Origin of the sequence: Pseudophaeobacter sp. TrK17 (assembly GCF_042192375.1) — a bacterium.
In the GTDB taxonomy this organism is placed as follows: Bacteria; Pseudomonadota; Alphaproteobacteria; order Rhodobacterales; family Rhodobacteraceae; genus Pseudophaeobacter.
In genome coordinates, this window is record NZ_CP071700.1 from 4293813 (window position 1) to 4315974 (window position 22162).

21 protein-coding genes and 1 pseudogene are annotated in these 22162 nt (G+C 59.0%); 13 read left to right on the forward strand and 9 right to left on the reverse strand.

Annotated features, from left to right (window positions below; translation table 11 throughout):
* Window positions 1-54 precede the first annotated feature (54 nt).
* The 7 genes and pseudogenes from JZI28_RS20505 (at window position 55) to JZI28_RS20535 (ending at window position 7571) form a co-directional block, all read left to right on the forward strand.
* On the forward strand, window positions 55-750 hold the full coding sequence (locus JZI28_RS20505; RefSeq protein WP_375698786.1) for a GntR family transcriptional regulator: 696 nt from the start codon (window positions 55-57) through the stop codon (window positions 748-750).
* 65 nt (window positions 751-815) lie between these two features.
* Window positions 816-2210: an aspartate aminotransferase family protein gene (locus JZI28_RS20510; RefSeq protein WP_375698787.1), complete on the forward strand. Its 1395-nt coding sequence runs from the start codon at window positions 816-818 to the stop codon at window positions 2208-2210.
* A gap of 296 nt (window positions 2211-2506) precedes the next feature.
* A complete protein-coding gene (locus tag JZI28_RS20515) occupies window positions 2507-3607 on the forward strand; it encodes an ABC transporter ATP-binding protein (protein ID WP_295449842.1) in 1101 nt (366 codons plus the stop codon).
* Between the two features lie 87 nt (window positions 3608-3694).
* Window positions 3695-4801: an extracellular solute-binding protein gene (locus JZI28_RS20520; RefSeq protein WP_297340160.1), complete on the forward strand. Its 1107-nt coding sequence runs from the start codon at window positions 3695-3697 to the stop codon at window positions 4799-4801.
* 89 nt (window positions 4802-4890) lie between these two features.
* Entirely contained in the window at window positions 4891-6162 is a 1272-nt protein-coding gene (locus tag JZI28_RS20525; protein WP_295449848.1) for an ABC transporter permease, read from the forward strand.
* A gap of 15 nt (window positions 6163-6177) precedes the next feature.
* Window positions 6178-7023, forward strand: a pseudogene (locus tag JZI28_RS20530) (ABC transporter permease); the annotation flags it as partial.
* A 125-nt stretch (window positions 7024-7148) separates the two neighbouring features.
* Complete coding sequence (locus tag JZI28_RS20535; RefSeq protein ID WP_375698788.1) at window positions 7149-7571, forward strand: DUF1801 domain-containing protein; 423 nt, start codon at window positions 7149-7151, stop codon at window positions 7569-7571.
* A gap of 26 nt (window positions 7572-7597) precedes the next feature.
* On the opposite strand, the gene rnr is transcribed toward JZI28_RS20535, so the two are convergent.
* The 4 genes from rnr to dapE form a co-directional block, all read right to left on the reverse strand.
* Window positions 7598-9889, reverse strand: coding sequence for a ribonuclease R (gene rnr / locus JZI28_RS20540; protein WP_375698789.1), 2292 nt, complete (start codon window positions 9887-9889; stop codon window positions 7598-7600).
* 66 nt (window positions 9890-9955) lie between these two features.
* Complete coding sequence (locus tag JZI28_RS20545; RefSeq protein ID WP_375698790.1) at window positions 9956-10534, reverse strand: TIGR04282 family arsenosugar biosynthesis glycosyltransferase; 579 nt, start codon at window positions 10532-10534, stop codon at window positions 9956-9958.
* The gene (locus JZI28_RS20550; protein WP_297341757.1) at window positions 10531-10956 is read right to left on the reverse strand and encodes a GNAT family N-acetyltransferase; all 426 of its coding nucleotides are present in this window, start codon (window positions 10954-10956) and stop codon (window positions 10531-10533) included. The genes JZI28_RS20545 and JZI28_RS20550 overlap by 4 nt, the downstream gene beginning before the upstream one ends.
* Complete coding sequence (gene dapE, locus JZI28_RS20555; RefSeq protein WP_375698791.1) at window positions 10953-12098, reverse strand: succinyl-diaminopimelate desuccinylase; 1146 nt, start codon at window positions 12096-12098, stop codon at window positions 10953-10955. Before dapE ends, JZI28_RS20550 begins: the two co-directional genes overlap by 4 nt.
* Window positions 12099-12349: 251 nt before the next feature.
* Between dapE and JZI28_RS20560 the strand changes: the two genes are divergently transcribed.
* The 4 genes from JZI28_RS20560 (at window position 12350) to JZI28_RS20575 (ending at window position 17133) form a co-directional block, all read left to right on the forward strand.
* Window positions 12350-13106, forward strand: a protein-coding gene (locus JZI28_RS20560; RefSeq protein ID WP_375698792.1) for an IS5 family transposase whose coding sequence is annotated in 2 segments (ribosomal slippage) — window positions 12350-12678 and window positions 12677-13106 — 759 coding nt in all. Because the reading frame shifts where the segments join, the coding sequence is not laid out codon by codon here.
* A 212-nt stretch (window positions 13107-13318) separates the two neighbouring features.
* Complete coding sequence (locus JZI28_RS20565; RefSeq protein ID WP_375698793.1) at window positions 13319-14890, forward strand: Hint domain-containing protein; 1572 nt, start codon at window positions 13319-13321, stop codon at window positions 14888-14890.
* Window positions 14891-14894: 4 nt separating this feature from the next.
* Window positions 14895-15998, forward strand: a complete 1104-nt coding sequence (locus tag JZI28_RS20570; RefSeq protein ID WP_375698794.1) for a Hint domain-containing protein — start codon at window positions 14895-14897, stop codon at window positions 15996-15998.
* 79 nt (window positions 15999-16077) lie between these two features.
* Entirely contained in the window at window positions 16078-17133 is a 1056-nt protein-coding gene (locus JZI28_RS20575) for a transporter substrate-binding domain-containing protein (protein WP_375698795.1), read from the forward strand.
* Between the two features lie 50 nt (window positions 17134-17183).
* Here JZI28_RS20575 and JZI28_RS20580 read toward each other — a convergent pair whose 3' ends face one another.
* Window positions 17184-17531, reverse strand: a complete 348-nt coding sequence (locus JZI28_RS20580; protein WP_375698796.1) for a hypothetical protein — start codon at window positions 17529-17531, stop codon at window positions 17184-17186.
* A 118-nt stretch (window positions 17532-17649) separates the two neighbouring features.
* On the opposite strand from JZI28_RS20580, the gene JZI28_RS20585 reads away from it, so the two are divergent.
* On the forward strand, window positions 17650-18195 hold the full coding sequence (locus JZI28_RS20585) for a HutD family protein (RefSeq protein WP_375698797.1): 546 nt from the start codon (window positions 17650-17652) through the stop codon (window positions 18193-18195).
* 111 nt (window positions 18196-18306) lie between these two features.
* On the opposite strand, the gene dapD is transcribed toward JZI28_RS20585, so the two are convergent.
* The 3 genes from dapD to JZI28_RS20600 form a co-directional block, all read right to left on the reverse strand.
* Window positions 18307-19134 carry a 2,3,4,5-tetrahydropyridine-2,6-dicarboxylate N-succinyltransferase gene (gene dapD / locus JZI28_RS20590; protein ID WP_375698798.1) on the reverse strand — a complete coding sequence of 276 codons (828 nt, stop codon included), beginning with the start codon at window positions 19132-19134 and terminating at the stop codon, window positions 18307-18309.
* A 117-nt stretch (window positions 19135-19251) separates the two neighbouring features.
* Window positions 19252-19851 carry a GntR family transcriptional regulator gene (locus JZI28_RS20595; protein WP_375698799.1) on the reverse strand — a complete coding sequence of 200 codons (600 nt, stop codon included), beginning with the start codon at window positions 19849-19851 and terminating at the stop codon, window positions 19252-19254.
* Between the two features lie 38 nt (window positions 19852-19889).
* Window positions 19890-20822 carry a threonine/serine dehydratase gene (locus JZI28_RS20600; RefSeq protein WP_375698800.1) on the reverse strand — a complete coding sequence of 311 codons (933 nt, stop codon included), beginning with the start codon at window positions 20820-20822 and terminating at the stop codon, window positions 19890-19892.
* Window positions 20823-20994: 172 nt separating this feature from the next.
* Here JZI28_RS20600 and JZI28_RS20605 point away from each other — a divergent pair, with 172 nt between their 5' ends.
* Window positions 20995-21843, forward strand: coding sequence for a TIGR00730 family Rossman fold protein (locus JZI28_RS20605; RefSeq protein ID WP_375698801.1), 849 nt, complete (start codon window positions 20995-20997; stop codon window positions 21841-21843).
* 47 nt (window positions 21844-21890) lie between these two features.
* Here the strand turns inward: JZI28_RS20605 and JZI28_RS20610 are convergent, their stop codons facing one another.
* Window positions 21891-22112 (reverse strand): hypothetical protein, encoded by a 222-nt coding sequence (locus JZI28_RS20610; RefSeq protein WP_295449891.1) that lies wholly within the window; start codon window positions 22110-22112, stop codon window positions 21891-21893.
* Window positions 22113-22162: the final 50 nt, after the last annotated feature.

The following is a 22162-nucleotide window of genomic DNA, read 5'->3' on the forward strand; positions in this document are numbered from 1 at the left end:
TCCACCGGGCAGAACTTCGTGCAAGCTGCTCAAAATTTAGGAGGATAATCGCAAGTGTCGGTGACCAAATTAGCATCTCACGCAGACCAGGCCGCCCCGGATGATAGGCCAAAACTGCCCGCCCATGAGACCGTCTATCAAAAGATGCGCGCGCAAATTCTCTTTGGCGAGCTGGCCCCCGGGCAGGCGGTCACCATCCAGGGGCTGACCGAGTCATTGGGGGCGGGCATGACCCCGGTACGTGAGGCCATTCGGCGGTTGATTTCCGATGGGGCTTTGATGTTTCAGGGCAACCGCCGGGTCTCGGTTCCCTTGCTGCGGTCCGAGGATATAGACGAGCTGATTTTCGTAAGAAAAACAATAGAGTCAGAGCTTGCACGCCGGGCTGCTCTGCGCATATCTGCCGATCAGATCGCCCGTTTAGAAGCCATTGATACCGCCCTGGATCAGGCGATTTCTGCGGGGGATGTCACCGGCTATTTGGTGCAGAACTACAGCTTCCACTCCGAACTCTATGCCTGTGCCGACGCGCCGATCATGTCGGATTTGGCAGACCGGCTGTGGCTGCGCTTTGGTCCTTCGCTGCGGGTGGTCTGCGGTCGCTTTGGCACCCAGAGTTTCCCGGACCGCCATAAGGACATCATCGAGGCCATGCGTCAGGGGGAGGCAGAAAAAGTGGCGCTGGCGATGGAAAAAGACGTCGAACAGGGCATGGAACAAGTGAGTCAGGGGCTGGTCAGCGCCAACTGATTCGATTGACAAGGTGAAATTTGATCATATTATAGGGCTAATCTCTCATTGACGGAGTCTGCCTGATGAACGCGATCACCAATCACATGCCCACGGCCGAATTGCAGGCTTTGGATGCTGCCCACCATATGCACCCCTTTACCGCAAACGGCGAATTGGCCGAAAAGGGCAGCCGCATCATTACCCGTGCGACGGGTGTTACCCTGACGGATAGTGAGGGAAATGAGATCCTAGACGCCATGGCGGGCCTGTGGTGTGTCAACATTGGCTATGGCCGCGATGAGCTGGCCGATGTGGCTGCGCGCCAGATGCGGGAACTGCCCTATTACAACACCTTTTTCCAAACCACCCATGTGCCGGTGATTGCACTGGCCGCCAAAATTGCTGAGCTGGCACCAGGTGATTTGAACCACGTGTTTTTTGCGGGTTCAGGATCTGAGGCAAACGACACCAATATCCGTATGGTGCGGCACTATTGGGCGCTGAAGGGTAAGCCAACAAAATCGGTTATTATCAGTCGCCATAATGCCTATCACGGCTCTTCTGTGGGCAGTGGCTCGCTGGGCGGTATGAGCGGGATGCACGCGCAGGGCGGGCTGCCGATCCCGGATATTCACCACATCAACCAGCCCCATTGGTGGGCCGAAGGTGGCGACACCTCCGAGGATGATTTTGGTTTGGCACGAGCGCAGGAGCTGGAAGCCGCGATTCTGGAACTGGGCGAAGATCGGGTTGCCGCCTTTATCGCTGAACCTGTCCAGGGCGCTGGCGGTGTTATCGTGCCGCCTGCCACCTATTGGCCTGAGATCCAGCGCATCTGCGACAAATATGAAATCCTGCTGATCGCGGATGAGGTGATCTGTGGGTTTGGTCGCACCGGCAATTGGTTTGGCTCGCAAACCATGGGAATTCGTCCGGATATCATGACCATCGCCAAGGGGTTGTCGTCTGGCTACGCGCCCATCGGCGGCTCAATTGTCAGCGATGAAGTTGCAGCGGTCATTGGCTCGGATGAGTTTAACCATGGCTATACCTATTCCGGCCATCCCGTGGCCTCGGCTGTGGCGCTGGAAAACCTGCGTATTCTCGAAGAAGAGAATGTCGTTGGTCATGTTCAGGATGTTGCGGCGCCCTATCTGAAAGAGAAATGGGAAGCGCTGGCAGATCACCCGCTGGTGGGCGAAGCCAAGATTGTCGGCATGATGGGGTCGATTGCGCTGGTTCCGAACAAAGACAGCCGGGCGGGCTTTGCGACCGAGGCGGGAACTGTTGGGTTTATCTGCCGCGAGCGCTGCTTTGCCAATAACCTCGTTATGCGGCATGTGGGCGATCGGATGATTATTTCGCCACCACTGGTGATCACCCCTGAGGAGATTGATGTCCTGATCGCGCGGGCGCGGAGCTCGCTGGATGAGTGTTATGCAATCCTGCAGGAAAAGGATCTGCTGCACAGCGCCTGACCCTGCGCGGCAAAGAACAGCCTGGCCAAAGCACCCCAGGCCTTGCACCCCATCAGGTGCGAGGCCTTTTTGTTTATGGTGAACAAGAGTTCCTCAATGTTAGCGGAAACTGCACAAATCTGTCGCAAATCTGTCGCTGGGGGTCGCTGCGAGTCCAAAGTGTCTATCGTTGCGGCCTAAGCTGGTCTGATAATTATTAATGGATGATGCGGTTGCATCCCCCGGCAAGGGTATGCTTACATCACGTCAGAAGCGCAGAACCAATCTGCCGATTATAAAAAAACGGGGAGCCTGCTTTGGCTGATGCGTCTAATACTGACGCGTTCGTAGAATTCGAACGCGTGCAAAAGAGCTACGATGGTGAAAATCTTGTCGTAAAAGACCTGAACCTCATTATGCCCAGAGGTGAGTTCCTCACCATGTTGGGCCCCTCGGGTTCCGGTAAAACCACCTGCTTGATGATGTTGGCTGGATTTGAGACGGCAACCCACGGCGATATTCGCCTTGGTGGCACCTCGATCAACAACATCCCGCCGCATAAACGTGGCATCGGCATGGTGTTTCAGAATTATGCCCTGTTCCCGCACATGACCATTGCCGAAAACCTCTCCTTCCCGCTGGAAGTCCGCAAGATGGGCAAATCCGAGCGTGAGGAAAAGGTAAAGCGCGCGCTGGATATGGTGGAAATGGGCAGCTTTGGTGGCCGTCGTCCTTCGCAGCTTTCTGGTGGACAGCAGCAGCGTATCGCCCTGGCGCGGGCGCTGGTGTTTGAACCCGAGCTGGTTTTGATGGATGAACCGCTTGGCGCGCTGGACAAACAGCTGCGGGAAAAGATGCAGTTTGAAATCACCCACCTGGCGCACCGCCTGGGCATTACTGTGGTCTATGTGACCCATGACCAGACCGAAGCCCTGACGATGTCGGACCGGGTTGCGGTGTTTGAAGATGGCCGCATTCAGCAGCTGGCGCCGCCAGACAAGCTGTATGAAGAACCGCAAAACAGCTTTGTTGCGCAGTTCATCGGCGAAAACAACACGCTCGAAGGCACCGTCAAAGAGATCAACAACGGTGTCGCGCTGGTGCAGCTGGACGGTGGTGAGCTGATCGACTGTCGGCCCGTCAACGTCAGCAAGCCGGGCGAGCGGACGCGTGTTTCGATTCGCCCAGAGCGCGTTGAATACAACAAGGATCGTCTTGCCGAAGGGGTCCATACCCTGAAGGCAGAAGTGCTTGAATTCATCTACATGGGTGACATCTTTCGCACCCGCCTGCGCGTTGCAGGCAACGATGAATTTGTCATCAAGACACGGAATGCGCCTGATCAGGTCCGTCTTAAACCCGGTCAGCAGATCGAAATTGGCTGGTTGCCCGACGACTGCCACGCCTTGGACGCCTGATCCATACCGTACACAAGCACAACTCCCGGCGAGTATGACCGGGAGGGTAAATATTAACGAACGAAATTCAACAAGGAGTGACTTCTCATGAAGATGACAAAACTGTCAGCATTGGCTATGACCACGGCGCTGATCGCGCCGGCGGCCTTTGCCGAAGACATGGCAAACGAACTGACCCTGGTATCCTGGGGCGGTGCCTATCAGGACAGCCAGAACAAAGCCTATGTTGAGCCCTACCTGGCGGCAAATGATGGCGTTAGCGCCGTCTGGGACGAAAGCTCGGCTGAAGCGGTTGCCAAGCTGCGCGCCATGAACGAAGCCGGCAATGTGACCTGGGATCTGGTCGACGTTGTTGCGTCTGACGCCATGCGCCTGTGTGACGAAGGTCTCGCTGCAGAGCTGGACCACGACGCAGATCTGGCCGCCGCCCCCGATGGCACACCTGCCTCGGAAGACTTTGGCGACCTGCTGGTTTCTGACTGCTTTGTGCCTCAGATCGTTTATTCGACCACCTTTGGCTACCGCACCGACCTGGTTGGCGCCGAGGCACCTACCTCTGTTTGCGACATCTTTGACCTGGCGAAATTCCCAGGCAAACGCTCGCTGCAGAAGCGCCCAATCGACAACATGGAATGGGCTTTGTACTGCGACGGCGTTGCCAAGGACGACATCTATGACGTTCTGGGCACCGACGAAGGTGTAACACAGGCCCTGGCCAAGCTCGACACCATCAAGGACAGCGTTGTCTGGTGGTCTGCTGGTGCGGAAACACCACAGCTGTTGGCCGATGGCGAAGTGATCATGGGCTCGACCTACAACGGTCGTCTGTTCTCGGCGATTGCCGAGCAGGATCAGCCAATTGGTATGCTCTGGGACATGCAGTCCTTTGACCTGGACGGCTGGATCGTTCCCGCCGGTCTGCCAGCGGACCGCAAAGCCCGCGCAATGGACTTCCTGAAGTTCGCCACCGACACTCAGCGTCTTGCTGATCAGGCGGCGTATATCTCTTACGGTCCTGCACGTGCCTCCTCGGCACCGCTGGTTGGTAAGCACGCAGTGCTGGGCATCGAAATGGCGCCTCACATGCCAACAGATCCTGCCAACTCTGGCAATGTGCACACCTATGACTATGAGTGGTGGGCAGACAACCGTGATGATCTGGACGCAAAATTCCAGGCCTGGTTGCTCCAATAATCTGACCTCGTTGTGATAACGGGAAAGGGCCCGGCATTGTCTGGGCCCTTTCTCCACCAATCAAAAAAGACCCGACGGGGACCCCCACCATGAGTGACACCACCCAAAATGGCCCTGTGCTGGCCGCTGATGGCACGCCGCTAAAGCGTAGCCTCGCGAAGGCACTGCGGCTGCAGAAGCTCAGGGCTTTGATGCTGATTGCACCGCTGCTCCTGTTTATCCTTGTGACCTTCATCCTGCCTGTTGGCGATATGCTGTACCGTTCGGTAGACAACCGAATCGTTCAGGAAATCCTGCCCAAAACGGTGACAGCGCTCGAATCCTGGGATCCCGCCTCATCGGAATTGCCAGACGAAGCGGTTTTTGCCGCGCTGGCGGTGGATCTAAAGGCCGCGGCAGAGATCAAGGTGCACACAAAAGTGGCAAAGCGCCTGAACTACGAGAACCCAGGCCTGTCCTCGGTGTTTCGTAAATCCGGCCGCAAGATCAGAAAATGGGATGTCGAAAACGAAGGCCCCTACAAGGAGCGCCTGATCGAGCTCAACGATGGCTGGGCTGATATCGAGCTGTGGCGCACCATCAAGACATATTCCGGGACCCACACCGTGGGGTATTTCCTCAATGCGGTAGACATGAAACTGGGCGCTGATGGTGCCGAGATCCGTCCCGAGACAGAACGCATTTACAACACCATGTTGATCCGAACCATGCGGATGTCGCTGATCATCACCTTCAGCTGCATTATGCTGGGCTATCCGGTTGCTTGGCTGCTGGCCAATATCACCACCCGCAATGCCAACATGTTGCTGATCCTGGTGCTGCTGCCATTCTGGACCTCGCTGCTGGTGCGGACATCATCCTGGAAAATCCTGCTGCAACAGCAAGGCGTCATCAATGACGTGCTGGTCTGGATAGGGCTGGTTGGTGATGACAATCGACTTGTGTTGATCAACAACGAACTGGGCACCATAATCGCGATGACCCATATCCTGCTGCCCTTTATGATCCTGCCGATGTATTCGGTGATGCAGACAATCCAGCCAACCTATCTGCGGGCGGCCAAATCGCTGGGCGCCACCAACTGGACAGCCTTCTGGCGGGTTTATTTCCCTCAGTCCATTCCGGGCATTGGCGCGGGGTCGATCCTCGTCTTCATCCTGGCGGTTGGCTACTACATCACGCCTGCCCTGGTGGGTGGTACCAAAGGGACCTTCATCTCCAACCTGATTGCCTATCATATCTCGACATCGGGCAACTGGGGTCTGGGCGCGGCACTGGGCGCGATCCTTCTGGCGGTGGTGCTGCTGCTGTACTGGGTCTATGACAAGATTGTCGGCATCGACAACGTGAAGCTGGGGTAACCGACAATGAGTGCACTTCCTCCATATGCGACCACTGGCCAACGGGCCTGGTACTATTCCTTCCGGGTAATCTGCGGGCTTATCTTCTTCTTTCTGATTGCTCCGATCGTGGTGATCATCCCGCTGAGCTTTAACGCGCAGGACTTCTTTACCTTCACGCCGGAAATGCTGCGGCTGGATCCTGAAGGGTTTTCGCTGAAACACTATCGCGATTTCTTTGGCAACGATTCTTGGCAAAGCGCGATGTGGAACTCGCTGAAGATTGCCCCCATGGCTACGCTTGTCTCTGTGACTTTCGGAACCTTGGCGGCGATCGGCCTCAGCCAACCCCATGTGCCGTTCCGTCGGGCCATCATGGCGATTCTGATTTCGCCAATGATCGTACCGCTGATCATTTCTGCTGCGGGCATGTATTTCTTCTACAGCCGTATTGGCCTGCAGGGGACATATCTCGGGGTGGTTTTGGCCCACGCGGCCTTGGGTATTCCCTTTGTGATCATCACCGTGACGGCAACGCTGGTGGGTTTTGACCGCTCGCTGACCCGAGCGGCGGCAAATATGGGTGCGGATCCGGTGACCACCTTCTTCCGCATTCAGATGCCTTTGATCTTGCCTGGTGTGATCTCTGGCGGCCTGTTTGCCTTCATCACCTCATTTGACGAGGTTGTGGTGGTTCTCTTTGTCGGCTCGGCTGGTCAGAAAACCCTGCCCTGGCAGATGTTCATCGGCCTGCGTGAGCAGATCTCCCCCACCATTCTGGCGGTGGCGACGATCCTGGTCGCGATCTCTATCGTGTTGCTTGCAACCGTGGAAATGCTGCGGCGACGTTCGGAACGTCTGCGGGGCATGAGCCCAAGCTAAACGCGGCAATTAAAACAATAGTATTAAGGAGGCCCCAGCGATCTTGGGCCTCCTTTTTTATTGGGGTTTCGTGACTTGGGCCAAAGCGCCTATGCTGATCAAACAGATCCAAAACGCGAACTGAGATGATGAAATACCCTTTTTCAAGCCCAGAAATCGAAGCGGCATATCGCCTGCCGGACGAGACCGCCCGTGAGGGGCTCTTGCTGTTGCGCGACATGATTTTTGACATCGCTCGGGCTCGGCCAGAGATTGGGCAGATCGAAGAAACGCTGCGCTGGGGCCAACCGGCCTATCTGACACCGCAGACCAAGGCCGGAACAACACTCCGCCTGGGCGTGCCAAAATCCGCAGGGTTTGCCCTGTTTGTGCATTGCCAAAGCCGCCTGATACCCGAGTATCTGACAGCCTATCCGATGTGGGATCGGGTGGATGGAACCCGCGCAGTTCTGTTTGATCAGGTCACAGAGATAGATCCGCTGCGCCATGGTTGGCTGATCGAACAGGCCCTGACCTATCGGCTGCGCAAAAAGACGGCAGCAAAATAGCACGTCCCAAGGTCAGCGGCCCAGGGTCAGCGGCGTTTGCGGTCTACCTTGCGTTTGACCTTTGCCGCCTTGTGTTTGGACCTGCTGCTTTTGCGTTTTGCGGTATGTCCTGCGGGGCTGCGTCGACGACCGCCGCCCTTTCCGCCCCCGCCAGCATAGCCGCCTCTGGGCAGGGCTTCCTCTTCGATTGACAACAGTTCCAGCTCCAGCCCGCCAGTGACTGGCGCCGCCTGTGTCAGGCGAACGGTGACGCGCTGGCCAATCGAGATGGTGAACCCGGTATCGGCCCCCATCAAGGTGCCGGCCTCGGCGTCAAAGTGGAAAAACTCCCGCCCAATGGTGCGCACCGGCACCAGGCCATCGGCGCCGGTCTCATCCATTTTCACAAAAGCACCAAAGCGGGCGATGCCGCTGATCCGGCCGGTGAACTCACTGCCCACCCGTTCCGACAGATAAGCCGCCAGGTAGCGGTCGGTGGTGTCGCGTTCCGCGATCATCGAGCGGCGTTCGGTTTCGGAAATATGAGTGGCGGTTTCTTCCAGGCGGTCGATCTCTGCCGGTTGCAGGCCATCGTCTCCCCAGCCATGGGCGGAGATCAGCGAGCGATGCACAATCAGGTCAGCGTAGCGCCGAATGGGCGAGGTGAAATGCGCGTAGTTGCGCAGGGCCAGGCCAAAATGGCCAAAGTTTTCAGGTGTGTAATAGGCTTGCTGCATCGACCGAAGGGTCGAGATATTGATCAGCTCGGCGTCATCGGTGCCCGCTGCGCCATTGAGCAAGGCATTCAGGTGCTTGGTCTGCAAGACCTGGCCCTTGGCCAGCGGAAAGCCAGCAGCCATGGCCGTTTCCCGCAGGGACTCCAGCTTTTCTGGGGCCGGTTCTTCGTGCACCCGGAACAGCAGTGGCGAACGCTTTTTGATCAGGGTCTCGGCGGCGGCCACATTTGCGAGGATCATGAATTCCTCAATCAGCTTATGCGCGTCCAACCGGTCACGAAAGGCCACCGAGGTGACCTGACCGTTGTCGTTCAGCACAATTTTGCGTTCCGGTAGGTCCAGATCCAGCGGCTCGCGCCGGGCACGGGCCTTTTTCAGCGCTGTGTAGGCGGCATAAAGCGGTTTGATCACCGGGTCCAAAAAGCGCTCGGTGCGCTCCGTCACCTGGCCATCCATGGCGTCCTGGACCTCTGCGTAATGCAGCGAGGCAGCAGACCGCATCAGCCCGCGCACAAAACGGTGCGAAATCTTGTTGCCCTCGGCGTCGATTTGCATGCGCACTGCCAGACAGGGGCGCGGTACGCCCTCGTGCAGCGAGCACAGATCGCCAGACAGCCGGTCAGGCAGCATCGGCACCACGCGGTCCGGGAAATACGAGGAATTGCCGCGCTTGCGCGCCTCGCGGTCCAGCTCGCCGCCGGTTTTGACATAGGCGGCAACATCGGCGATGGCGACCCAGATGATATGGCCACCGGGGTTCTGAGGATCGGTATCCGCTTCGGCGTAGCAGGCGTCATCGTGGTCGCGGGCATCGGCCGGGTCGATGGTGATCAGCGGCATGTCACGCAGATCTTCGCGCCCCGATAGCCCCATGGGTTTGGCAGCATCTGCCTCGGCCACCACCGCATTGGGGAAATCATCGGGAATACCATGCTGGTGAATGGCAATCAGCGACACCGCCTTGGGGGCAGAGGGATCGCCCAGCCGGTTGATCACGCGGGCGCGGGGCAGGCCCATGCGGCCCTTGGGGCCAGCCTGCTCGGCCTCGACCAATTCGCCATCACGGGCGCCCTGCATGGCGTCCTCAAGCACGATCCATTCATTGGAGGAGGACTTTTCAATCGGCACAATGCGGCCGCCCTCGGCGCCCTTGCGGAAGATGCCGATAACCCGTTTCGGGTTCACGCCAATGCGGCGGATGATGCGGGCCTCGTAGTGATGATCGGATCCATCCACCTTGCTCAACCGGGCCAGAATGCGGTCACCCTGTCCCAGGGCAGGGCCTGCGGGGGTGGTTACCACCAGCACGATCGGTTCGACCCCTTCGCCGTGCCACTCCAGCGGCTGGGCATAAAGATCGCCATTCTCGTCCGGCGCCTTGACCAGCAGCACCGTCACCGGGGGCAATTGCTCGGGGTCGCGATAGGTTTTGTTGCGTTTTTGCAAATGCCCTTCGGCCTCCAGCTCCTTCAGCAGGCGCTTGAGATCAATCCGGTCGGCGCCCTTGATGCCAAAAGCCTTGGCAATGTCGCGTTTCGATGTCTGGGTCGGGTGGGCGCTGATCCAATCGAGGATCTCGGCCTTGGAGGGAATACGGGTCATATACCCCGCCTAGCATGGCTGGGAGGAGAGGTCATGGGCAAAAGCGCTGCGTCAGATGCAACTCTGCTATCGGTGGTCGGGCAGATCCGCCGCAGTGTCGACATCCCTAAGCTGATCAGTGAGCGCAATGCGATAGCCGGGCAGGCTGCGCAAGCTGTCCGCCAGCGCCTGTTCGCTGGACCAGCGCACATTGCGAAACAGGCTGCGGGGCAGGCGTTTGGGGTGTTTGGTCCCGACCAGCCAATAGCCGCCATCCAGTGCGGGGCCAAAGACTGCGTCATGCCCCCCAAGCGCGGCAAAGGCGCGGGCAATATGGGCGCGGGTCACGCCGGGGATATCGGCGCCAATCAGGCAGACCGGTCCGGGGCCAAATTTGCGCAGCATTGCCCCCATGCGCTGTCCCAGATCCCCCCGCCCCTGCGGCTGACGGGCCAAATCGCCAGGCCAGACGCGCGAGGTGACGGCCAGATCTGGCGCAACGGCCAGAACGAGCTCCCAGCGGGGATCTCGCAAGCGGCGGATCAGCCGGGCAGATTGATGGCGAAACCACCAGGTGGCGGCGATTTTGCCAATGTCACGCCCAAGCCGGGTTTTGACCCGGCCGGGGCGTGGCTCTTTCACCATGATGATCAGAACCGGCCTCACGCCAGCTCCAACACCATATCGCGGTGATCAATGCCAGCATCATCATAGATGGGTCCAAAGGCCTGAAAGCCGAGCTTGGTGTAGAACCCCAGCGCGTGGATCTGGGCGCCGAGTTTGACGCGGGCGATGCCGGGTGTCTTTTGCGCAATTTCGATGGCTGCGCGGATAATATCCGCCCCGAGGCCAGTGCCACGAGCGCTTTGCAGCACACAGACCCGACCGACCTTTGCCACATCGCCCTGAAACAGGATGCGCGCGGTGCCAACCGGGGTGCTGCCGTCCTGTGCCAACAGATGGGTTGCGACTGCGTCAAACGCGTCCTGTTCTTCCGCGACTGGCACGCCTTGTTCTTTGACAAAAACGGTGTGGCGCAGGGCAAGGCAGGTGGCAAAATCCCGGGTCTCGGCGATTGTGATGCTCATGCAAAATAGTCTTTCAGGATGCGGGCATAGATGGATTTCAGCTGGGTGATCTGTTCAACCGGCACACATTCATCAACCTGATGCATCGTCTTTCCGACCAGGCCAAACTCAACCACCGGGCAGTGATGTTTGACAAAGCGCGCATCCGAGGTGCCGCCGGTGGTCGACAGCTCGGGTTTGATCCCCGTCTCGGCCTCCACGGCACCTGCAACCAGATCCGACAGAGCACCGGGCGGGGTGAGAAAGCTCTCACCGGAGATTTTTATCTTCATCTCGATTGCGACGCCAAATTCTGCCGTGACCCGGTCCACCTCGCTCTGCAACCAGCTGCTGAGACTGGCGCCACTGTGGCTGTCGTTGAAGCGGATGTTCACCGTTGCGCGGCTTTGGGCCGGGATCACATTGGTCGCAGGGTTGCCGGTGTCGATGGTCACAACCGCCAGGGTCGAGGCATCAAAATGATCGGTGCCCTGGTCCAATTGGTGGCTGGCCAGGCGGTCCATCAGCCGCGCCATGGCATTGAGCGGATTATTGGCACGGTGGGGATAGGCGGAGTGCCCCTGCTTGCCGGTCACGGTGAACCAGGCGGACATCGAACCGCGGCGGCCGACCTTGATCATCTCGCCCATGGTTGTGGGGCAGGTGGGTTCACCAACCAGACAGACATCCATCTTTTCCCCGGTTGCCGCCATATGGTCGAGCAAGGCAGTGGTGCCGTCGATGGCATCGCCTTCCTCATCGCCGGTGATGGTCAGGATCACCGCGCCGTCGGGTGGGGTGTCGGTGACAAAATCAATGGCGGCGGCGGCAAAGGCCGCAACGCCAGATTTCATGTCGGTTGCGCCCCGGCCATACATCACCCCGTCTTTTATCTCAGCGCCAAAGGGTGGCATGGTCCAGGCGGCCTCATCCCCCAGGGGCACTACATCGGTATGGCCATTAAAGCCAAAGCTGCGCCCATGGCCCTTGTCCCCCCAGCGGGCAAAGAGGTTGGAAATGCCACCGCGATCCACCCTTGTGCAGGTAAACCCAGCTTGCGACAGCAGCTCTTGCAACATCTGCAGCGCGCCACCTTCTACAGGGGTTACAGAGGGGCAGCGGATCAAATCCGCAGTCAGACGAACCGGGTCGATGGGGGCCATGTGGGTGCTCCTGTGCGGCGTGCGGGGGCACGCCCAAAATAAGGTTTTTAGTGATTTAACGCGCTTTTGGAGCCCGTGCAAACAGAGCCAGATCACGCTGTAAGGCGCAGCCCAATGCCGTCGCGGACTGTCTGGGGCCTTGTGGCGCAAAAGCTGCGCCCTGATCTTGGGGAAACTTACTAGGGCCCGTGGACATTCAGGATTCCCAACCGGTCTGAATTCTGATTCAAGCTTCCAAAATGGAGGTTTGAATGAACGAAGAGCGGTTTGTGTTGACAGATGACGTCTGGCTTCGCCTCGCGCCGCACTTGCCTGGCAAGGAGGGCGATGCGGGTGTGACGGGCAAGGATAATCGTCTGTTTCTCGAAGCCGTGCTATGGCGTGTGCGGACAGGGTTGCCGTGGCGTGACCTGCCTGCTTATTTCGGCAACTGGAACAGCGTGTTCCGACGGTTTCGCAGATGGGCTGAGGGCGGCGTATTCGAGCGAATTTTCAAGGAAATCAGTGGGGATCCAGATTTCGAATACGCAATGATCGACGGCACGATTGTTCAGGCTCACCAGAAGGCGAGCGGCGCAAGGGGGGACTCAAAATCAAGCCATCGGGCGGTCGCGTGGCGGATTGACCACCAAGATCGTTGCTTTGGTCGACGCCCTAGGAAACCTGGCTGACTTCGTACTCCTGCCTGGTCAGGCTCACGACATGAAGGGCGTCGAACCGCTCATCGATGGCGTGGCCTTTGATGCTCTCTTGGCCGACAAGGCATTTGATGCCGATTGGCTGCTCACAGAACTCGATGCGCGCGGTGCCACCGCCATCATCCCACCGAAAGCGAACCGCAAGTTCCTGCGCGATTACGATAAACACGCCTACAAATGGCGGCACTTGATCGAGAATTTCTTCGCAAAGATCAAGGAATTCAGAGCCATAGCGACCCGGTACGAGAAAACAGCGTCCAGCTATGCTGCCAACTGGCATCTCGCAGCTGTCATCATCGCTTCAAGATGAATGTCCACGGGCCCTAGCTGACACCCCGTAAAAATGCGTGGTAAAGAACAGATAATAAAAAAGACCAGAGGCAGGTCACCAGCGAGCGGAACCACAAAAATGTGGATTTTGCCAATATATAAAGGGCCAAAAAGGTCCAGGCAGCGCAGCGGATCTTTCGCTGTGGCGTGACGGGTGAATTGTCTCTCCAATTGAGGATTGGAGCAAGGCAAATGGCGACAGCATCAGAGCTGGGATACGATACAGGTGCGTCTGCGACCGAGATGGCCGAAACGATTTTTGGCGACGGTGTCACCGTGGTCAGTGCTGATTACAGCGGCGACAGCCGATCATCGGCGATCTATTCAAACGGGGACGCCCTGGCCCCCGGCGCCACCCCCGGGGATAGCGGCGTGATCCTGTCAACGGGACGGGCCAGCAGCTACACCAACTCTAGCGGTGATCCCAACCGGGCGACGGACACCTCGCGCAATACCAGTGGCGAAAACAACAACTCGGATTTCAATGCTGCGGCCGGTGCCAGAACCTATGACGCCTCCTACCTGGATGTGAGCTTTATTCCCGACGCTTCGGTCATGACCGTGGAGTTTGTGTTTTCCTCCGAAGAGTTCCCGGAATATCAGGGCTCGATCTATCAGGATGTGGTGGCTGTGTGGGTCAATGGCTCGGTGGTCGAAATGGACGTCGGCGGTGGCGCCGCAAATCCGGGCAATGTCAGTGCTTCGATCAATGAAAATCTCTACCTTGATAACACCGGTGATGACTTCAACACCGAGATGGACGGCCTGACCATCACCATGACGTTGACCATGTATGTCAATCCCGGCGAGGTAAATGACATCCGCTTCGGCATCGCGGATGTGGGAGACAGCAGCTACGATAGTAATCTGTTGATCGCAGCTGACTCGGTGCAGACCGATCTGGTGGCGCTGACCGATGAGGTCCATGTGGCAGCGGATGGCAGCAAGGTTGTCGATGTGCTGGCCAATGACGTCAGCCCCTCGGGCGGGGTGTTGACGGTCACCCATGTCAACGGGGTGGAGGTCTCCGCTGGGTCTGTGGTGACGCTGCCGACGGGGCAACAGGTCGAGGTGAATGCAGATGGCACCCTGACGCTGCACGGTGACGGGGATATTGAGGATTTCAACTTTACTTATACCGCCAGCAATGGGGACAACAGCGATACCGGCTTTGTAAAAGCCAGCTCGATTCCGTGCTTTGTGGCCGGGACGTTGATCCGCACCCCGGAGGGGGACGTGCCGGTCGAGACCCTGCAGCCCGGCGATCTGGTGACAACCAGAGACCAGGGGCCGCAACCGTTGCGTTGGATCGGATCCCGCAGTGTCCGCGCTGAGGGCGAGTTTGCGCCGATCCTCATCCGTGCGGGCAGCTTTGGCACCCACCGCGACCTGATGGTTTCGCCGCAACACCGCATTTTGCTGCGTGACGCCTATGCAGAGCTGTTGTTCGGTGAGGGCGAGGTGCTGGTTGCAGCCAAGGATCTGCTGAATGGCAGCAGTATTTCCCGCCAGTTTGGCGGTGACGTCACCTATGTGCATCTGTTGTTTGACCAGCATCAGGTGATCTATTCCGAAGGGCTGACAACCGAAAGCTTTTTACCCGGCCCGCAAACGGCTGAGCTGTTTGAACAGCCGGTCTTGCAAGAGATCTATGCGCTGTTCCCCGAACTCGACCCGGAAACCGGCTTTGGCTATGGCGCGTCTGCCCGGCCTGGGTTGAAGGAATTTGAGGGCAGGCTGCTTGCGGCAGTGCAGGCCGCCTGATCTGATGTGCTGGCTGGGCATCATCGATTTTGCGCGAGGGTGTTCGGACCTGTCCGGGCTGGTTCAGGCCCTGCGGGCTGAGGGTGGTGGCGACGCCTTGATGCTGCGCGGCACCCTGGTGGTTGAAATGTCGATCCCAGACAGTCCCCGACTTGAGCCCCTGTTGCAATTTTCCCAGGATGGCGACTGGCCGATCTCCCTGGGGATCCAGGCAGTGCCGGGCGGCGGCGTCAGCCTGATCTTGCAGCAGAGTGGCCGTCTCTCCCATGCGACGCTCAATCCCAGCGGGGCAGGGCACACCGGACAGGTCAGGCTGACCTATGCCTGGGACAGTCTGGCAGGCTACGCGCGCCTCGCCCTGGAATGCGCCGACAGTGATCGGGTACAGATCGCCCTGCTGCCGCCGCCATGCCCCTGGCGCTATCAGGATCTTAAAACTCTGGTCTCCCCGGGACCGTTGCGCTTTACCTCGGCGGCGCTGACCTATTTGGCAGTGTCCAACGCGCTGGAGCCCGTAGGACCGATGCCAGGTCTTGCTCCAGAGACGCCGGTGGCGACACCGCAGGGGTATCGCGCGGTTGACACCCTGCAGCGTGGCGATCTGGTCCTCAGCGAGTCCGGTGACAGCCTGCCGGTTTTGCATGTCTTGCACCGCGAAGTGCCAGCCATGGGGATTTTTCGCCCGGTTGTCCTGCGGGCGCCTTTCTTTGGATTGCAGCAGGCGATTCAGGTTTCGGCCTCGCAGCGGCTGGTGCTGAGCGGCAGTGAGGTGGAATATCTGTTTGGACGGCCCGCAGTTCTGGTACCGACGCGCCATTTAATGGGGACATCGGTGGCAACAGCTGTGGCAGTACCGGATCACCCCAGGGGCAAGGGGATGACCATCCGTTATACGCAGCTGATCTTGCCGGATCACGCGCCGTTGCTGGCTGCGGGCGCGGTTCTTGATAGCCTGTACCTGGGCAGCCTGCGGCGTGATGCAACGCGTCTCAAAGCCAGCCAGTTGGCAGCAGTGGATCGCACCACGCTGCCGGAACATGGCCCCCCCAGGTATCCGGTGCTGGGTGCTTTTGATGCTGCGGTTCTTACAGAACAACGGGTGGCCTGAGGGGTTCAAGCTTGCTTGAACCTGTTGAACCACCTAAGACCTATTCAAAAAGTGACGTATCCTGTTCTGAGGTATTGATTTGCGCGCTCTTCGCTTTATCCCCCCGTTTCTGCTCCTTCTTTGGGGAAATGCGCTGGCGGCGCAGGTGGTCGATGTCAATACGGTGACCCGTCCGCCCTTTTCAATGATTGAAAACGGGCGTGAGACCGGCTTTACCATCGAGCTACTGCAGGAAATTGCCCACCGTCAGGGCTGGGACCTTGCCATTCACCGCAAGGACACCTTTGCCGAGATGCTGGCGGGGGTTCGCGACGCAGAGGTGGATCTGGCTGCGGCAAATATCTCGATTACCTCGGCCCGTGAAGCAGAAATGGATTTCAGTCAGCCGGTGTTTGAAAGCGGGCTACAGATTCTGGTGCAGGCTGCGGACGTGCGGGAACCATCGTTGATGAAGGCGCTGCTGTCCTGGGATCTGGCCCTGGCGATCGGGCTGGCGTTTTTGCTGTTGCTGGTTGGCGGCATGTTCATGTGGGCCCTGGAGCGTCGTGCCCAACCCTATTTTGACCGTCCCCTGAAAGAAGCCTGGTTTCCGTCTTTTTGGTGGGCGCTCAATCTGGTGGTAAACGGCGGCTTTGAAGAACGGGTGCCGCGCACTGCGATTGGGCGGATGTTTGGCGTGATGCTGGTGCTGTCTTCCCTGTTTATCGTGTCGATCTTCGTTGCCAAAATCACTGCGGTGATGACGGTCGACGCCATCAGCGGTTCGATCTCCTCTGTGAATGACCTTTACGGCAAACGCACCGGCACTATTGAGGGGTCCACCGCCGCTGGTTTCTTGCAGCGCCGTGACATCGACTATCAGGGCTTTGAAACCCTGGATGAGATGCTGGCGGCCTTTGAGGCAGGGGATATTCGCGTCGTGGTTTTTGATGCACCGGTTCTGAACTTTTATGTGCAGCATGGCGGCAGCGAATATGGCCGCACCATCGGAACAGTCTTCCTGCGTGAATACTACGGTTTTGTTTTCCCGCAGGGATCTGAACTGACCGAGCAGGCCAACCGGAGCCTGTTGGAAATGCAGGAAGATGGCAGCTATGAGGCGCTGTATCGCAGCTGGTTTGGTCGATTGAACTAACGGTATCCCCGGCCAGAGCCTATCTCTGGCCTTTTCCCTTTGCGTAGCCGCTAGTGAAAAACGGGTTCTTCGCCCTCAAAGAAGGGGGTCATCTGGGCCACGATCACGGCGTTTTCTTCCAACGCACGTTGCATCAGCGCATGTTCTTCCTCACCAATCTCGTGGCCTTCTTCCTGACGTTCGGCAAGGGTGCCATAGCCGGTGACATCCAGCGGTGCAGTGTCGACCTGTTTCAGGATGGCGACTGTCTCGCGGACGGCCTCTGCCTCATCGACGCCAGAGGCATAGATCATCAGGGCTGCCCCGGTTGCGCCTTCGGGCAGACCATCGCCTTCTTTGCGACCGATCTGAACCAGGAGCGTATAGACCTGTTGGCGGGATATCTTCTTTTTTTCCATATCGTCGCCATAGCCCTGTCGGCGCCTTGGGGTCAATCGAATTCAGATTGTTCAGGCTTGCGGCAGGCCTGCAAAGGTTTCACACCTATAAAATCCGTGGTCAGCTACAGGAGGTCCCATGCGGTTTTCGCTTTCACAGATTTCGCCCCAGGTTTGGAAAAACGGTGGTGGCTCTACGCGGGAACTGGCCCGCGAAGACACCGCCAAGGGGCACATGGTCTGGCGCGCCAGCCTGGCGCGGATCGACCGGGACGGGGCGTTTTCTAATTTCCCCGGCCTGTCGCGTATTCATTGTATCGTTTCAGGCGCCGGGTTGCAGCTGTCCAACGCCGATGTGCAGCTTGTGGCGGACCCCCTAAAGCCGCTGCATTTTGACGGCGGGCTGGATCTCACCGCGCGGTTGAGGCAGGGCGCTTGCGAGGCCTTTAACCTGATCTATGACCCAGACCGTATGAGCGCCGAGATGAAAATCTGCGACGCGGGCCGACACCACTTTGACGATGGAACCCAACTGATTTTTGTTCTGGAGGGATCCCTGCGGCTGGAGACTTCTGCGGGTGTTGAGCAGCTCAGCAGCGGCGAGGGATGGCAGGGTGTCGCTGCTGGATTCGTGGATATTGCGCAGGATGGTAGGGCGATGCTGCTGCGCTTGGGGCACCTTTAGACAGGTCTGTAGGTAGTCACAAATGTCCGACTAAAAATAGCCGCTAAAAACAAAATGCGCGCCCCCTTGGGATCAAGGAGACGCGCAGCATGGAACCTCAGCGCGGCGGGATCAGTCGCGCAGCAATTCGTTAATACCGGTTTTTGAGCGGGTCTGCGCATCGACGCGCTTGACGATCACCGCACAATACAGGCTGACGTTGTTCTTTGATGGCATCGAGCCAGAGACAACCACCGAATAGGGCGGCACTTCGCCATACATCACTTCGCCGGTTTCGCGGTCGACGATCTTGGTCGACTTGCCGATATAGACGCCCATGCCCAGGACCGAGCCTTCGCGCACGATGCAGCCTTCGACCACCTCGGAACGGGCGCCGATAAAGCAGTTGTCCTCGATGATGGTGGGGCCGGCCTGCATGGGTTCCAGCACGCCGCCAATGCCAACGCCGCCCGACAGGTGTACGTTTTTACCGATCTGGGCGCAGGAGCCAACGGTGGCCCAGGTGTCAACCATGGTGCCTTCGTCCACATAGGCGCCGAGGTTCACAAACGAGGGCATCAGTACCACGCCGGGGGCGACATAGGCGCTTTTGCGCACGATGCAGTTGGGAACGGCGCGGAAACCGGCCTCTTTCCACTCGGCATCGCCCCAGCCCATGAATTTGCTGTCGACCTTGTCCCACCAGCTGGAGCCCTGCGGACCCCCGGACTGCATTTCCATATCCTTGATACGGAAGCCCAGCAGTACGGCCTTTTTGGCCCACTGGTTGACGTGCCAGTCGCCGCTGTCCAGTTTTTCGGCAACCCGCAGCGACCCGGAGTCCAGCGCCTGCAATGTGGCCTCGATGGCTTCGCGCTGCTCACCTTTGGTGGCGGGCGTGATGCTGTCACGGGCCTCCCAGGCGGCTTCGATCGCGGTTTCCAGCTGAGCGTTGGACATTGGGGGTACTCCGGCATGTGTGTAAAATTAGGATTCGCAGCTTTCTAACGGCAATCTGCGCGCAGGTCATGCCCGGATTACGGCCAAAATGACGCCCTACCCGGCGTTTTGACCTCTTTAGCGTACCCGGCGCAGGTGGCGGCGCAGGATTTCGCAGGCGGCAGGGGCATCCTGGCGCTGCATCGCCTGCACAATGGCGGCGTGATCCTGATCTATGCGGGGGCGCCACTGGTGCCGCCAATTGGCAAACAGATGCCGCGCCGAGGCAATGTGCAGATCATCAATCGAGGCCAGCAACCGGGGCATCTGACAGGGGGCCAGTATGATGCGGTGGAAAGCCCGGTTGCAGCGCTCCCAGGTGGCCATGTCCTCTGCTTCGTCGCAGGCAAGGCGGGCCGCCTCTGCGGCATCCAGATCCGCCTTGGTGATCCGGGCAAACCCATGGGTGAGCGCCAGGACCTCCAGAGCAACCCGCATTTCGATCACTTCGCGGATCTCACTGGGGTTCAACGCGCTGACACGGGTGCCACGTCGGGGTTCGGAAATCGCCAGCCCGTGGGCTTCGAGCCGCAACAGTGCCTCGCGCACCGGCACGTGGCTGGTGTCAAATTCGCGGGCAATATGGTCCTGTCGCAGTTTTTCCCCTGCCTTCAGCGCGCCGGTAACGATCTGTTCGCTCAGGGCCTGATAGATTGTATCTGCGATTGTTGCACTCATGACAGGTCGATAGGGCGGCTGCGATGTTGGTGCAAGGCTCAGGCCAGCGGATCCGGGGCAATATTGCCGCCACAGAGCAACACCGCCACTCTTTCGCCCGCGGCGGGCTGATAGGCGCCCGAAATCAGCGCTGCCAGGGCGGTGGCGCCGGCGGGTTCGACCAGCAGCCGGCGCTCGCGCCACAGGGCGGTCTGCGCCGCGGTGATAGCCGTATCCGTGACGGTGAGCGAGGTCAGATGCCCGGTCTGGCGCTGCTGCTGTGCCAGATCAAAACAGATCGAACCGATCCGCCGCGCCCCCAGGGCATTTGCGGCGATGCCGGAAACCTCAACATCCACTGGCGCCCCAGCCGCCAGGGCCGCATGCAGGGCGCAGGAGGTTTCGGGCTCTACCGCGATGATCTTTTTGGCGCCCTGGAACCAGGCCATGGCACCGGCGATCAATCCACCGCCGCCAACTGCGATGATTACCGTATCAGCCGCCAGACCCTGGTCCTGCCATTCGGCAAAACAGGTGCCCTGACCGGCGACGGTGCCGGGGGCATCATAGGCATGCACCTGTCCGGCGCCGGTGTCCTGCTCATAGGCCTGGGCCTGTTCCAGCGCATTGGCATAGGCGCCAGAGACCACCTGCAGATCAGCGCCAGTGTTGCGGATCAGGGCGATCTTGGCGGGGCCTGCCATTTCCGGCACATAGATCCGCGCCTTGTGGCCAAGCTGATGGGCGGCATAGCCGACGGCGGCACCGTGATTGCCCCCGGATGCGGCGACCAGGCCTGCGGCTGGCACATCCTGGCTCAGCAATGTGTTAAAGGCACCGCGCGCCTTGAAACTGCCGGTGTGCTGCATGTGCTCCAGCTTCATCTCAATGGGATAGCCCAGGCCAAACCCCAGCGTCTGCATTACCGGTGTGATCTGAATATGGCCTGCGATGCGGCCAGCGGCGGCTTTGATTTCGGTGGTCCAGTCCATGTGCAGTCTCCCCTGGCTGTGCGGGCCAGACCTTAGCGATTGTCGAAGGTGATACAAGCCTTTGCAGCGGGCTACCAATTCTGTTCAAACTGCGACCAGCGGGGCTGGTGCCTGTCACCCCAGGGAGGCTAAGCTGAACCGCAATAGTTCAAATAGGATTGCCTGATACACCATGAGTGATGATCGCCATAGCCGCTTCCCGGATGCCCATTCAGACCGAGATCGCGCCGAACATGTAGAACTGACACCGCAGTCCGCCTCGCGGGCCTATAGTTTGGCCTTTGCGGATGAAGAGTTCCTGTGCCGCGAGGAGCTGCGCCCGGTCCGCCTTCAGTTGGAACTGCTCAAAGCGCAGCTGATGCTGGACGAACAGGGCATTGACAGCACTATCGTCATGTTTGGCGGCGCCCGTATTCCCAGCCCGGCCAACAAGGAAAGCGCCGGGACACAGACGTTGGCGGATCTGTCTCATTTCTACGATGAGGCGCGCGATTTTGCGCGCATGATGACCGAGAGCTCGATGAAGACCGGCGGGCGCAAGAATGTGATCGTCACGGGCGGCGGCCCTGGTGTGATGGAAGCGGGCAATCGCGGTGCGCAGGATGCGGGGGGGAAATCGGTGGGCCTGTCCATCGTGCTGCCACACGAGCAGGCGCCCAATGGCTATGTCACCCCTGAGCTGAGCTTCAACTTTCACTATTTTGCCATCCGCAAGATGCATTTCCTGATGCGGGCGTCGGCGATCACCGTGTTTCCGGGTGGCTTTGGCACCCTGGATGAGCTGTTTGAGAGCCTGACCCTGATTCAGACGGGCCGGATGGAGCGGGTGCCGTTTATTCTGTTTGGTCGGGCCTTTTGGGAGAAGATCATAAACTGGGATGCGCTGGCGGATGCCGGCACGATTTCTGAGCAGGATCTTGAGCTGTTTAAATTTGTCGAAACCGCCGAAGAGGCGGCCGAGATCATTCATAACTGGTCGCCCGAACCCGCCCGCGACAGCCTGCCTGGTCGCGAGCGTTAGGGTCCAATCATGGCCGGTGTTTCCCTCGATCGGAGGGAGGCGCCGGACTAGGCGAATTCTGCTGGCAGAACGCCAATTTCGATGCCCTTGGGCAGGCTGGTCACGATCCGGGCGCCATCGACATCTTTGATCGCATAGCCATAGCCGCGCAGGCGGAACTGCCATTCGCGGGGGCTCAGCGCTTTTTCGCGCTCTTCGCGGATCAGGTCGAGCACATAGGGCTCAAGATTGCTGTTCGCGGCCTGCGGTACCTGTGTTTCCAGTTTCATGCTCAGTCCTCATGGATTCTTTTGATTGTTCCTGAGGGTGAAACTGTCGG

Bases quoted from the DNA above. Each gene is read 5' to 3' on its own strand.
- JZI28_RS20570 (WP_375698794.1), top strand. From the start codon at position 14,895: ATGTGCTGGCTGGGCATCATCGATTTTGCGCGAGGGTGTTCGGACCTG.
- JZI28_RS20535 (WP_375698788.1), top strand. From the start codon at position 7,149: ATGATGAAATACCCTTTTTCAAGCCCAGAAATCGAAGCGGCATATCGC.
- JZI28_RS20585 (WP_375698797.1), top strand. From the start codon at position 17,650: ATGCGGTTTTCGCTTTCACAGATTTCGCCCCAGGTTTGGAAAAACGGT.
- rnr (WP_375698789.1), bottom strand. From the start codon at position 9,889: ATGACCCGTATTCCCTCCAAGGCCGAGATCCTCGATTGGATCAGCGCC.
- JZI28_RS20510 (WP_375698787.1), top strand. From the start codon at position 816: ATGAACGCGATCACCAATCACATGCCCACGGCCGAATTGCAGGCTTTG.
- JZI28_RS20565 (WP_375698793.1), top strand. From the start codon at position 13,319: ATGGCGACAGCATCAGAGCTGGGATACGATACAGGTGCGTCTGCGACC.
- JZI28_RS20610 (WP_295449891.1), bottom strand. From the start codon at position 22,112: ATGAAACTGGAAACACAGGTACCGCAGGCCGCGAACAGCAATCTTGAG.
- dapE (WP_375698791.1), bottom strand. From the start codon at position 12,098: ATGGCCCCCATCGACCCGGTTCGTCTGACTGCGGATTTGATCCGCTGC.
- JZI28_RS20600 (WP_375698800.1), bottom strand. From the start codon at position 20,822: ATGGACTGGACCACCGAAATCAAAGCCGCCGCTGGCCGCATCGCAGGC.
- JZI28_RS20550 (WP_297341757.1), bottom strand. From the start codon at position 10,956: ATGAGCATCACAATCGCCGAGACCCGGGATTTTGCCACCTGCCTTGCC.
- dapD (WP_375698798.1), bottom strand. From the start codon at position 19,134: ATGTCCAACGCTCAGCTGGAAACCGCGATCGAAGCCGCCTGGGAGGCC.
- JZI28_RS20605 (WP_375698801.1), top strand. From the start codon at position 20,995: ATGAGTGATGATCGCCATAGCCGCTTCCCGGATGCCCATTCAGACCGA.
- JZI28_RS20580 (WP_375698796.1), bottom strand. From the start codon at position 17,531: ATGGAAAAAAAGAAGATATCCCGCCAACAGGTCTATACGCTCCTGGTT.
- JZI28_RS20525 (WP_295449848.1), top strand. From the start codon at position 4,891: ATGAGTGACACCACCCAAAATGGCCCTGTGCTGGCCGCTGATGGCACG.
- JZI28_RS20520 (WP_297340160.1), top strand. From the start codon at position 3,695: ATGAAGATGACAAAACTGTCAGCATTGGCTATGACCACGGCGCTGATC.
- JZI28_RS20595 (WP_375698799.1), bottom strand. From the start codon at position 19,851: ATGAGTGCAACAATCGCAGATACAATCTATCAGGCCCTGAGCGAACAG.